The organism is Streptomyces sp. NPDC046859 (assembly GCF_040645135.1).
GTDB lineage: Bacteria > Actinomycetota > Actinomycetes > Streptomycetales > Streptomycetaceae > Streptomyces.
On sequence record NZ_JBEYXR010000004.1, the window covers coordinates 1 to 12,392 of the forward strand.

9 protein-coding genes are annotated in these 12,392 nt (G+C 71.6%); 4 read left to right on the forward strand and 5 right to left on the reverse strand.

Features of this window, described 5'->3' with window-relative positions:
* Positions 1 to 92: 92 nt before the first annotated feature.
* Both ABZ899_RS06455 and ABZ899_RS06460 read right to left on the reverse strand, forming a co-directional pair.
* Positions 93 to 1,130: a LacI family DNA-binding transcriptional regulator gene (locus ABZ899_RS06455; protein WP_361341596.1), complete on the reverse strand. Its 1,038-nt coding sequence runs from the start codon at positions 1,128 to 1,130 to the stop codon at positions 93 to 95.
* Positions 1,131 to 1,225: 95 nt separating this feature from the next.
* On the reverse strand, positions 1,226 to 2,254 hold the full coding sequence (locus ABZ899_RS06460; RefSeq protein WP_361341599.1) for a multicopper oxidase domain-containing protein: 1,029 nt from the start codon (positions 2,252 to 2,254) through the stop codon (positions 1,226 to 1,228).
* A 179-nt stretch (positions 2,255 to 2,433) separates the two neighbouring features.
* On the opposite strand from ABZ899_RS06460, the gene ABZ899_RS06465 reads away from it, so the two are divergent.
* Complete coding sequence (locus ABZ899_RS06465) at positions 2,434 to 4,911, forward strand: ThuA domain-containing protein (protein ID WP_361341602.1); 2,478 nt, start codon at positions 2,434 to 2,436, stop codon at positions 4,909 to 4,911.
* A complete protein-coding gene (locus tag ABZ899_RS06470) occupies positions 4,908 to 7,109 on the forward strand; it encodes a family 16 glycoside hydrolase (protein ID WP_361341605.1) in 2,202 nt (733 codons plus the stop codon). The genes ABZ899_RS06465 and ABZ899_RS06470 overlap by 4 nt, the downstream gene beginning before the upstream one ends.
* Here the strand turns inward: ABZ899_RS06470 and ligD are convergent.
* Positions 7,096 to 8,145, reverse strand: coding sequence for a non-homologous end-joining DNA ligase (gene ligD, locus ABZ899_RS06475; RefSeq protein ID WP_361341608.1), 1,050 nt, complete (start codon positions 8,143 to 8,145; stop codon positions 7,096 to 7,098). The two genes, ABZ899_RS06470 and ligD, sit on opposite strands and share 14 nt — an antisense overlap.
* 74 nt (positions 8,146 to 8,219) lie before the next feature.
* Here ligD and ABZ899_RS06480 point away from each other — a divergent pair, with 74 nt between their 5' ends.
* Positions 8,220 to 9,290 carry an ATP-dependent DNA ligase gene (locus ABZ899_RS06480; RefSeq protein ID WP_361341611.1) on the forward strand — a complete coding sequence of 357 codons (1,071 nt, stop codon included), beginning with the start codon at positions 8,220 to 8,222 and terminating at the stop codon, positions 9,288 to 9,290.
* A 32-nt stretch (positions 9,291 to 9,322) separates the two neighbouring features.
* Here the strand turns inward: ABZ899_RS06480 and ABZ899_RS06485 are convergent, their stop codons facing one another.
* Positions 9,323 to 10,513 (reverse strand): zinc-dependent alcohol dehydrogenase, encoded by a 1,191-nt coding sequence (locus ABZ899_RS06485; RefSeq protein WP_361341613.1) that lies wholly within the window; start codon positions 10,511 to 10,513, stop codon positions 9,323 to 9,325.
* 241 nt (positions 10,514 to 10,754) lie between these two features.
* Between ABZ899_RS06485 and ABZ899_RS06490 the strand changes: the two genes are divergently transcribed.
* Positions 10,755 to 11,717, forward strand: coding sequence for a DUF3048 domain-containing protein (locus ABZ899_RS06490; protein ID WP_361341616.1), 963 nt, complete (start codon positions 10,755 to 10,757; stop codon positions 11,715 to 11,717).
* A 35-nt stretch (positions 11,718 to 11,752) separates the two neighbouring features.
* Here ABZ899_RS06490 and ABZ899_RS06495 read toward each other — a convergent pair whose 3' ends face one another.
* Positions 11,753 to 12,217, reverse strand: coding sequence for a MarR family transcriptional regulator (locus ABZ899_RS06495; RefSeq protein ID WP_361341619.1), 465 nt, complete (start codon positions 12,215 to 12,217; stop codon positions 11,753 to 11,755).
* Positions 12,218 to 12,392: the final 175 nt, after the last annotated feature.

A 12,392-nucleotide genomic window follows, 5' to 3' on the forward strand; every position in this document is an offset into this window, starting at 1 on the left:
CTCCTCCGCCTTGCAGCCGCACGCACCGGACCCCGCTCGGGCACGTCACCATGTCCCGTCGGCCACAGCCGGGCTGATCCGAACGAAAGGCCCTAGGCCGACGCGCGCCGGACCAGGGTGGTCGGCAGGACCACGCTGGACGGGGCGGAGGCGACGGGCTCGTCGGCGGGGCGCCGGTCGAGTTCGCGCAGCAGCAGCCGGGCCATCAGCCGGCCCATCTCCTCTATGTCCTGACGGACCGTGGTGAGGGCCGGATCGGTCTGTTCGGCCACCGGCAGCATGTCGTCGAAGCCGATCACGGCCACGTCGTCCGGCACCCGCCGCCCGGCCTCCCGCAGTACGCGCAGCGCGCCGGCCGCGGTCAGGTCGTTGGCGGCGAACACGGCGTCCACGTCGGGGCAGCGCTCCAGCAGTTCCCGCATCGCGCGCTCACCGCCGGCCGGGGTGAAGTCGCCCTCGGCGATGAGCCGCGGGTCGGCGTCGACCATGACGTCCCGGTACCCGTCCAGCCGGTCGACCGCCGACGTCTGGTCGAGGGCACCCGCGATGTGCGCGATCCGGGTGCGGCCGAGGCCGGCGAGATGGCGCACGGCGTCACGTGCGCCGCCCCGGTTGTCGACGTCGACGTAGACGACGCCGCGGGTCTCGCCGCTCCAGCCGGGCCGGCCGCCGAACACGGTCGGCACCCCGGCGCGCTGGATCAGGCCGGGCAGCGGGTCGTCGAGGTGCAGGGAGAAGACGAGCGCCCCGTCGACATGCCCTCCGGCGAGGTAGCGGGCGACACGGGCGTGGTCGTCGCGCCCCTCGGTGAGCAGCAGCACGAGCTGGTTGTCGTGGGCGGTCAGCTCCTTGCTGATGCCGCGCAGCTGGAGCGCGAAGAACGGGTCGGCGAAGACGCGGGACTCCGGTTCGGCGACGACGACCGCGACCGCGTCGTGCCGGCGGGTCACCAGGCTGCGCGCGGCCTGGTTGGGGACGTAGCCGAGTTCGTCGACCGCCTTGCGGACCCGTTCGACGAGGCGTTCACGGACGCCGTCGCCGCCGTTGACCACACGGGACACGGTGGCCCGTGAGACCCCGGCCCGGGCGGCCACGGCCTCCAGTGTGGGGCGCGGGGCGGTTTCGGTCACTTCACGGCTCCTCGTCGGCGGTTGCCGATCAGGATAGCCATGGCCGGAGCCGTTTGTGAGAGCGCTCTCGCCGCCGCCTCCCCCGCCGGGCAGGCTCAGTGCTCGTGCGCCGCCCCCGAAGTGCCCTTGGCCGGCGAGTCCGTGGCGGACGAGTCCGTGGACGAGGAGGCGTGCCCGTGGTCGTGCGGGTCGTAGCCGGGGATCGTCCCGTCCTTCTTCCTGACCAGGAACAGCCCGACCATGCCCATGTCGGAGTGGCTCTGCACATGGCAGTGGTACATCCAGGCGCCCGCGCCGACGCCCTCGCCCGCGATCACCTGGAAGCCGAACGAGTCCGCCGGGCCGACGATCTTGTTGTCGATCACCTGGCTCGGGTCGTCGGGGCCGGTCAGCAGGCCGGTGCGGTTGTCGGCCCAGCGGTGCCCGTGCATATGGAAGGTGTGGTAGTACTCGCCGTGCGTGATCACCACGAACTCGACGCGATCGCCCACCGTGGCCTCGAAGTCCGGGCCGCTGTGCGCCGGCTTGTTGTTGATGAGCATGTCGTTGAAGACGATCGTGTGCGTCGCGTCCGGCAGGACGTCGCCCTTGCGCCGGACGACGACCGGCCCGTAGAGGCCCTTGCGGATGCCGCCCGTGCCGTGTTCGGTGCCGACGACGTGGTCGTGGTAGTGCCAGTAGCCCGCGCTGCCCGCCCGCCAGGTGCCGTCGGCGCGGCGGCCCGGGGCATGGGTGCGCCAGGTGTAGGTGCGGGTGCCGCCGGGCTCGACGTCGCTCCTGTTGAGCTTGGTGCCGTCGCTGGTGATCTCGTAGTCGAGGCCGTGGACGTGCAGACTCGCCGGGACGTCCAGGGTGTTCTCGACCTCGATGTGTGCGGTGTCGCCCTCGTTGAGCTCGATCAGCGGGCCGGGGACCGTCGCCTTGCCCTTCTCGAAGCCGTAGCCGAGCTGTCCGTCCGCCAGTTTCTCGATGTAGAGCTTGAGATGGCGGACCTCGCCTCCGGCCCGAGCGGTCCGCGCCGGTGCGGCCGCGCCCGCCGCCTCGGGTACGGACGCGAGGGACAACGATGTCGCGACGGTCGCGCCGCCGAGCAGTACCCGTCGGTTGAAGCTGCGTCTGTCCATGCCGAACTCCCCACGGCGGTACGGAAATTTACGGGGGTGAACCGCAGCGACCGTACCGGCCGCCCCGAGGTTTATCCACACTCAGGACAAAGTTCGTCCGAGTCCGGTCATAGGTATTGGCGAGTGGTTCAAAGGGGTCTACCTTCCTAGTCGCTGTCGCTGTGACCGTGGAGGTGCCCATGCACTTACGAGGGTTGAGCACGAGAAGACGTACCTGGGTGGCCGGTGTGGCCGCAGGGGTGGTCGCCGCCGGGCTGATGTCCGCACCGGCGGCGACCGCGCGCCCGGCGCCGGATCCACCCCTGACAACGATGTCCATCAAGTCGCCGCCCGGCGGCGCGAATGTGCGGGTGCTCATCTTCCACGGGTCCGCGGCGGCCGGCGAGGAGTCGCCCCTGGTGAACGCCGGCATCGAGGCCGTCGAGAAGATCGGCCTGTCGGGACCGGCGGAGCAGCGTTTCGCGGTCACGGCCACGAAGGACGCCTCGGTCTTCACCGACGAGACCAGGCTGAGCCGCTTCAACGCGATCGTCTTCCTCACCGGCGGCGGCGACGTCCTCGACCCCGAGCAGGAGGCGGGTCTGGAGGCGTACATGGAGGCGGGCGGCGGTTTCGTCGGCATCCATGACGCGGCCCGCGCCGAGCCGTACTCGGACTGGTTCACCGGCCTGATCGGGGCGCGTCCCGCGAGTGCGAGCCCGGCGACCGCGCAGCGCGCGGTCGTCGAGGTGGGCGACCGGCGGCACCCGGCCACCAAGGAGCTGCCGCTGCAGTGGAAGCGCCCGGACAAGTGGCTGAACTGGGTGAAGAACCCGTCCGGCGAGGTGCACACGGTCGCCCGGGTGCGCGAGTCGTCGTACCAGCCCGGAGCGGGCGCCAACGGCTGGGACCACCCGGTGAGCTGGTGCCGTGACTACGACGGCGGCCGTTCCTTCTACACCGGGATGGGCGGCACGGTCTCCTCGTACGACGAGACGGACTTCCGCTCCCATCTGCGCGGCGCCCTGCTGTGGACGACGCGGCTCGTGCAGGCCGACTGCAAGGCCACCATCACCGGCAACTACAAGGCGGAGCGGCTGACCCAGCCCAACCAGCCGGGCCGGAACGACCAGATCGGCGAACCGCACGGCCTGGTCACGGCCCCCGACGGCAGGGTGCTCTACATCGGCCGCGGCGGCGCGGACTCCTCGCAGCCCGTCATCACGGACTGGAGCAACCCGGACGTCGGGAAGGGCAAGGGAGAGATCCACGTCTACGACCCGAAGACGAAGCAGGTCACCCTCGCGGGGGCGCTCACGGTCTTCGGCAACAAGGGCGGCGGGGACGAGCTGACCAAGGTCGAGGAGGGGCTCCTCGGCATCGAGCTCGATCCGCGCTTCGAGGACAACGGCTGGGTGTACCTGCACTACACCCCGCACGCCCGGATCGACCGCGACAAGCGGATGGCCGAGCGGCGGGTCTCGCGCTTCACGCTCGACCTGGCGACGAACAAGCTGGACCTGGGCAGCGAGAAGGTGCTGCTGAAGTGGCCCGTGCAGATCCACAGCTGCTGCCACGCGGGTGGCGGGATGGCCTGGGACTCCAAGGGCAACCTGTACATCGCGACCGGCGACAACAACTCCAGCGGCTTCAGCGGCGGTTACTCGGGCAACAACCCCGAGCCCAACTACAAGGGCGTGTCCTTCGCCGACGCGCGCCGCACCGCCGGCAACACCAACAACCTCAACGGCAAGATCCTGCGCATCCACCCGGAGCCGGACGGCACCTACACCCTGCCGGAGGGCAACCTCTTCACCGGCGAGGAGACCGCCGAGGGCGGCGGCAAGACCCGAGGCGAGATCTATGTGATGGGCGTCCGCAACCCGGCGCGCATCTCCGTCGACCGGCAGACCGACGTGCTGTACGCGGGCTGGGTGGGTCCGGACGCCGGGGCCCCGTCGACGACCTGGGGTCCGGCCAAGTACGACACCTTCGCGGTCATCACCAAGGCGAGCAACCGCGGCTGGCCGTACTGCATGGGCAACAAGCAGCCCTACCGGGACCGCAACCTGCCCGACCCGAGCAAGCCGCTGGGCTGGTACGACTGCGACCACCCGAAGAACGAGTCGCCGAACAACGACGGCCTGGTCAACCTGCCGCCGGTGACCGGGAACAACATCTGGTACTCCCCGCAGGGCGGCGCCCCGGACTTCCCCCGGGACGCGAACGGCGTGCCGTCGTACAAGCAGGAGGAGGGCACCTACGCGCTGCCGTGGCTGAAGGGCGGCGGGCAGGCCGCGATGAACGGGCCGGTGTACCGCTACGACGCGGCGGGCACGAGCGCGACGAAGTGGCCCGCGTACTGGGACGGCAAGTGGTTCGTCGGCGACTTCTACGACGCCGACCAGCCGCGCAACGCGGTGATCACCGACCCGAAGACCCACGGGGACGGCGGTCTGCCGGTCCACTCGGAGTCGCTGAAGAAGATCGTGCCGATCGGCAACGACGGCATCAAGAACCTCATGGACTGGAAGTTCGGTCCGGACGGCGCGCTGTACGTGCTCGACTACGGCCGTGGCTTCTTCACCTCGGACGGCAAGTCGGCTCTGTGGCGGGTCACCTACACGGGCGGCGGGCCCACCCCGGCCGCCGGCCGACTGGCGAGGGGGACGCAGTGACACGACGAAGAGCATGGGCGGCCCTGCTGGCCGCGCTGCTGGTGGTGCTCGGGCTCCAGGCCCTGCCCGCGACGGGACAGCCCCGGCCGGCAGCGGAGGCGGCCGCCGCCCAGGTCCTCACCTGGACCGCGGGCGACGACATCACGAAGTACGCCTCGGCGCCCACGACGGCCGTGGCGGGCCCGGCGACGATCGTGTTCGAGAACAGCGTGGCGACCGGCAACACCACCGGGATGCCGCACACGCTGACCTTCGACACCTCGGACGTCGAGTTCAACGACGACGTGCAGCTCAACATCCTGGCGAACCCGAACGACGACCAGGGCGGCCGGCACACGGCGGAGGTCACGCTCACCCCCGGCCGCTACCGCTACCACTGCACGATCCCCGGCCACGGGCAGATGCAGGGCATCCTGATCGTCACCGAGGGCACGGGCGAGGACACGACGGCTCCGGAGGCGACGGCCCACGTCAGCGGGACACAGAACGCCCAGGGGCAGTACGTCGGTTCGGCGAGCGTGGCGGTCCACGCCACCGACGAGGCGGGCGGCTCCGGAGTGGACCGCGTCGAGTACGCGCTCGGCGACGGCGCCTGGCAGCCGTACACCGCGCCGGTCGTGGTCGACCAGGTCGGCGACCACACGGTCCGCTACCGGGCGCTCGACAAGGCGGGCAACGTCTCGGCCGAGAAGAGCGTCACGTTCACCGTGGTGGCGCCGCAGTCCGACGACACGACCCCGCCCGAGACGTCGGCGACGGTCAGCGGCGAGAAGGACGCCGACGGGGCGTACATCGGCATGGCGACCGTCACGGTCTCCGCGTCCGACACCGGTTCCGGTGTCAACGGCGTCGAGTACGCGCTCGGCGACGGCGCCTGGCAGCCGTACACCGCGCCGGTGATGGTCCACGAGCCGGGCAGCCACACCGTGCGCTACCGGGCCACCGACAAGGCGGGCAACGTGGCGCCCGCCGAGGACGTGCGCTTCACGGTCGTGCCGGCCCCCGAGGACGACACGACGGCACCGGTGACGGGCGTGACGGTCGAGGGCACGAAGAACTCGTCCGGCGCGTATGTCGGCACCGCCAAGGTGACGGTCACGGCGACCGACGAGCACCACGGCTCGGGCGTCGACCGAATCGAGTACTCCATCGACGGCGGGCCCTACCTGGCCTACACCGCGCCGGTCGTCGTGGACCGGGCGGGCACCCACACGCTGGCCTACCGGGCGACGGACAAGGCGGGCAACACCTCCGCCGCCCGCACGGTCACCTTCACGGTGGTCGCCGGCCAGGTCCCCGCGCCCAACTGCCCGGAGTTCGACGAGCGGCTGACGGTGATCGTGGGCACGGTCGACTCGGGCGTCCCGAACCGGCTCACCAACAGCCGGTGCCGGATCAACGAGCTGATCGAGGACGAGAAGGAGTGGACGTCGCACGCGCTGTTCGTCAAGCACGTGACCTCGGTCCTGGACCGGCTCCTGAAGGAAGGGGTCGTCGACCAGCGCGAGTACAAGGCGATCCGCCAGGCGGCCCGTCAGTCCGGGATCGGCGAGCCGGGCCAGACCGAGGGGTACCGCACGATCCTCGACGGCAGCCCGGAGTCGTTCGCGAAATGGCAGCACGTGGGCGGCGGTTCGTTCGCGCCGAACGGCGACGGGTCGATCACCAGCGGCACCAGCCGGTCCGGCCTGGGCATGCTGTGGTTCCCGGAGCGCAAGTACGGCGACTTCTCGCTGAAGCTCCAGTGGCGTGACGACGCGCCGGGCACGGGCAACGCCAACTCCGGTGTGCTCGTGCGCTTCCCGTGGGTCCACGACCACCCGGAGGAGTCACGCCCGGAGTGGGTCGCCATCAAGTACGGGCACGAGGTCCAGGTGTTCGACTCGCCCACCGGCGACATGTACAAGACCGGGTCGGTCTACGGCTTCGACCGGGTGGGGCTCGCCGGTGCGGGCGTCACCCAGAAGGGCACGTGGAACGACTACGAGATCCGGGTGGTCGACCAGCACTACTCGGTCTACCGCAACGGCGTGCTGATCAACGAGTTCGACAACATCGGAGGCCAGGACTTCACCCCGCCGCGCTCGGACGATCCGGGCACGGACGGGCGGCGGTTCGCCTCCGGCTACATCGGGCTCCAGGCGCACAGCACGACGGACGTGGTCTCGTACCGGGACGTCCGGATCATGGAGCTGTAGGCTCCGGCGGCGTCTCCTCGTGGGGCGCCGCCTTCCTGGCCCGGCTCGGCTGTACCCGCCTGGGTTCGCCCGGCATCTTGGGATACTCGGGCGGGTACGGCAGATCGCCGAGCCCGTGGTCGCGCTCGTCCTTGTTCGCGAGGTCCAGCAGCGCGTCCAGCGCATAGCGGTGGTTATCCATGTCGGCGTGCACGTCGCCGAGTTCGGCGAAGCGGGCCGGCATGGTGGCGATGTCGAAGTCCCGCGGGTGGGCGGTGCCCACCTCCTCCCAGCGCAGCGGCGCGGAGACGGGGGCGTGCGGCCGGGCCCGCACGGAGTAGGCGGAGGCGATGGTGCGGTCCCGGGCGGTCTGGTTGTAGTCGATGAAGATGCGCTCGCCCCGCTCCTCCTTCCACCACTTGATCGTGACATGGTCCGGCATCCGGCGCTCCATCTCCCGTCCGATGGCGATGGCGGCCCGCCTGACCTGGGTGAAGGTCCAGCGCGGCTCGATCGGCACGAAGACGTGCAGCCCGCGCCCGCCGGACGTCTTGGGCCAGCCGCGCAGACCCCCGAACTCGTCCAGCACGGCCCTCAGTTCGTGGGCGGCGCGCACCGCGTCGTCGTAGTCGGTGCCGGGCTGCGGGTCGAGGTCGATGCGCAGTTCGTCGGGGTGGTCGACGTCGTCGCGGCGGACCGGCCAGGGGTGGAAGGTGAGCGTGCCGTACTGGGCGGCCCAGACGACGGCCGCCTCCTCGGTGGGGCACATCTCATCGGCGCTGCGGCCGCTGGGGAACGTGATGTGGGCGGTCGGGATCCAGTCGGGCATATTCTTGGGGGCCCGCTTCTGGTAGAACCACTCGCCGGTCACCCCGTCGGGGTAGCGCTCCAGGGTGGTGGGCCGGTCGCGCAGGGCGCGCAGGATGCCGGGGCCGACGGCGGCGTAGTACTGCGCGAGGTCCAGCTTGGTGAAGCCGCGCTCCGGGAAGAAGACCTTGCCCGGGCTGGACAGCCGTACGGTCCGCCCGCCCGCCTGAAGTTCCACCGCGTCGCCCATGGCCGTCACGGTAGGCGTCGCACGGACGCCTCGCACATCGGGCGGGTCCGGCCGGCGCCCAGCAGAATCGGACCATGGACCTGCCGGTGATGCCGCCCGTGAAGCCGATGCTCGCCAAGTCGGTGGCGAAGATCCCGCCGGGCATGCAGTACGAGGCGAAGTGGGACGGCTTCCGGGCGATCGTGTTCCGGGACGGGGACGAGGTCGAGCTGGCCAGCCGGACCACCAAGTCGCTGACCAGGTACTTCCCCGAGCTGGTGGCGGCGCTGAGGGAGCGCCTTCCGCAGCGGTGCGTGGTGGACGGGGAGATCGTGATCGCCCGGGAGGGGCGGCTGGACTTCGACGCCCTCACCGAGCGCATCCACCCGGCGGACTCGCGGGTGCGCACGCTGGCGGAGCGGACCCCGGCGTCGTTCGTGGCGTTCGATCTGCTGGCGCTGGCGGACGAGTCCCTGATGCGGGCCCCGCTGACGGACCGCCGGGCGCTGCTGACGTCGGCGCTGTCCGGGGTGACGGCACCGGTGCACGTGGCGCCGGCGACGACCGACGTCGAGACGGCCCAGGGGTGGTTCGAGCAGTACGAGGGGGCCGGTCTCGACGGTGTGGTCGCCAAGCCGCTCGCGCTGCGCTACCTCCCGGACGAACGGGCGATGTTCAAGATCAAGCACGAGCGGACGGCGGACGTCGTCGTCGCGGGCTACCGGCTGCACAAGAGCGGCCCGGTCGTCGGATCGCTCCTGCTCGGCCTGTACGACGACCGGGGCGCCCTCCAGCACGTGGGGGTGTCCGCGGCGTTCTCGATGAAGCGGCGGGCCGAGCTGATCGACGAGCTGGAGCCGCTGCGCATGGACGACGTCTCCGGGCACCCGTGGGCCGCCTGGGCCGAGGAGGAGGCCCACGAGTCGGCCCGGCTGCCGGGGGCGCCGAGCCGCTGGTCGGGCAAGAAGGACCTGTCCTGGGTGCCGCTGCGGCCGGAGCGGGTGGCCGAGGTGGCGTACGACCACATGGAGAACGGCGCCCGGTTCCGGCACACGGCCCGCTTCCGCCGCTGGCGCCCGGACCGCACCCCCGAGAGCTGCACGTACGAGCAACTGGAGGAGCCGGTGCGCTACGACCTCGCGGAGATCCTCGCACCTCCGGCGTGACCGGGCACCGGCTCGGCCCGTGCGCGGGCCGGTCAGGGCTTCATGAGCACCTTGACCGCGCCTTCCTGCTTGCGCTGGAACATCTCGTAGGCGTGCGGGGCGTCGCTCAGCGGCACCCGGTGGGTGGCGAAGTCGTCGACGCCGAGCGGGTCCTCGTCCGTGAGGTACGGCAGGATCTCGTCCGCCCACCGGCGCACGTTGGCCTGGCCCATCCGCACCTGGATCTGCTTGTCGAACAGGGTGAGCAGCGGGATGGGGTCGGCCATGCCGCCGTAGACGCCGGACAGCGAGATCGTGCCGCCGCGCCGGACCAGGTCGATCGCGGTGTACAGGGCGGACAGCCGGTCGACGCTGAAGCGCTCGGCGAAGGGGCCGCTGATCTTGCGGGGCAGGATCGCGGCGGCGGACTGCGCGAGCTTGGCGACGGCGCTGCCGTGGGCCTCGGTGCCGACCGCGTCGATCACGGCGTCCGGCCCACGGCCGTCGGTGGCGTCGCGGATGGCGGCGACGAGTTCCTTCTCGCTGTCGAAGCTGCGCAGGTCGTAGGTCTCGACGCCCCGGTCGCGGACCCGCTTCAGTCGCTCGGGCACGAGGTCGACGCCGAACACCTGGCCGGCGCCCTGGAGCTGGGCGACCCGGCAGGCCATGTCGCCGATGGGGCCGAGGCCGAGCACCGCGACGCTGCCGCCCTGGGGCACGCCCGCGTACTTGACCGCCTGCCAGGCGGTCGGCAGCACGTCGGAGAGGTAGACGAACCGGTCGTCGGCGGGCCCCTCGGGGATCTTGATGGGGCCGAACTGGGCCTGCGGGACACGCAGGTACTCGGCCTGGGCGCCCGGCACCGCCCCGTACAGCCGGGTGTAGCCGAACAGGGCCGCGCCCATGCCCTCACTGCTGACCTGGGTGGTCTCGCACTGGGTCGGAAGGCCGGTCAGGCACATCCAGCAGCCGCCGCAGGCGATCTGGAACGGCACCACGACCCGGTCGCCCACCTGGAGGTCCGGCACTCCGGCGCCGACCTCCTCGACGATGCCCATCGGTTCGTGACCGAGGATGTCGCCGGGGGTCATGAACGGCGTCAGCACCTCGTACAGGTGCAGATCGGAGCCGCACAGCCCGGACGAGGTGATGCGGATGATCGCGTCGGTGGGTTCCTCGATCCTGGGATCGGGCACGTTCTCCACGCGCACGTCCCGCTTGCCCTGCCAGGTCACTGCCCTCATCGCCCCGTGCTCCCTCCGTCGCCTGTGCGCGTTCGTGCGTGGCGCCCGGGTACCCGTGGCTCCCCCGCCGAACCGCGTGGCGCCCCGGGCCGGACCCGGACGGGAGGGCGGGCGTCCGGCCGGGTGACGGGCCGGTCGACGGACGGACGCACGCGGTGGGGCCCGATCCGACATGGGCCCTGTGAGCCGATAAGCGTATAAATGGATGCATGGACCGGGCGGGCGGGCACGGGTGACGACAGTGGGCAGCCGGCAAGGGGCACGCGGCAGGCGCGCCACGAGCGTGGCGGCGCTGCTGGCCGCCGCCCTGACGGCCTCCCTCGCGGCGGGCTGCGCGTCCGGGCAGGACGACGGCCGGGGCCGTCCGGCGTCAGCGGCCGGGAGCGCCCGGGCGTCGGTCCTCGCGGTGAAGATCGACAACGTCCGTGCCGCCCGGCCCCAGACCGGGTTGAGCGCCGCGGACGTCGTGTACGCCGAGCAGGTGGAAGGTGGCCTGAGCCGCCTGATGGCGGTGTACGCGACGCGGCTGCCGAAGACCGTCGGACCGGTGCGCAGCGCGCGCGAGAGCGATCTGGAGCTGCTGGCGCAGTTCGACCGGCCGACGTTCGCGTTCTCCGGGGCGCAGAGCAAGCTCCTGCCGGTGATCGACAAGGCGGCGGTGCGCGCGCGGCCTCCCGACACGGCGCCCGACGCGTACGTCCGCGACACGGACCGGCCCGCCCCGCACAACCTGTATCTGCGGCCCGACCGGCTGCTGTCCTCGACGCCGGGCGCGGACGCCCTGACGACCGGTTTCCGTTTCGGTGCCGCTCCCGAGGGCGGCCGGGCGACGGCCTCGCAGACGGTGCGGTATCCCGCCGCCCGGTACACCTTCACCTGGTCCCCGGGCCGGGAGCGCTGGCTGATCGCCATGGACGGCAAGGCCGCCGTGACGACGGACGGGGGCCGGATGGCGGCGGCGACGGTCGTCGTGCAGGAGGTGAAGGTGCGCGAGTCCGTGTATCACGACTTCCTCGGCAACAAGACGCCGTTCACCGAGACGGTGGGCTCGGGGAAGGCGCGGGTGCTGCGTGACGGGCGCGCCTACGACGTGCGGTGGAAGCGCCCGAAGGCCACGGACGGCACGACGTTCACGACGGAGGACGGCAAGCCCATGCCCTTCCGGCGGGGCCAGGTCTGGGTCGTCTTCACGAAGGCGCCCTGACGGCGCGCGGCCGCCCGAGCGGCGTCTCCGGGCGCCTAGGGCTGCCGCGCGAGCGGTTCCCCCGGGTTGCGCAGCCCCTCCGCCGCGTCCGCGACCCGCCGGATGAGGTCGAGGAACAGCGTCTGCTCCTCGCCGGAGAGCGGAGCGAGGAAGACCTGGTTCATCCGCGCGGTGCGCACGGTCAGCCGCTTGTGCGTGCGCAGCCCGTCGTCGGTGAGGCGCAGCAGGGAGCGGCGCCCGTCCTGCGGGTCGCGCACCTTGTCGAGCAGCCCGCGGCGCCCGAGCCGGGTGATCACCTCGGCGATGGTGGACCGGTCGAGCCCGACGCGCTCCCCCACCGTCCGCTGGTCGAGGCCGGGCTCGGCGACGAGGGTGTTGAGGACGGCGAACTGGGGCGAGGTGATCTCCTCGGAGACCATCGTGTTCCACAGCAGGTGGTGCGCCTGCTGGAGCCGCCGGGCCAGATGCCCGGGGTGGGTGCCGAGGTCCACGGCGGCCATGCGCGCTCCCTGTGTGGCGTTTTTCGTCGGTGCACTGAACGATACCGGATTCCGGCACAGCCGCCCCCGGCGCGAACAGCTCGGAAACCGGTGCCGTTACGGGGTATTGACTTGTTCTCGCAGCCGGTGGCAGCGTGAGACGCACCTCGCGCGGATGCTCAGTGCGCTGACCATT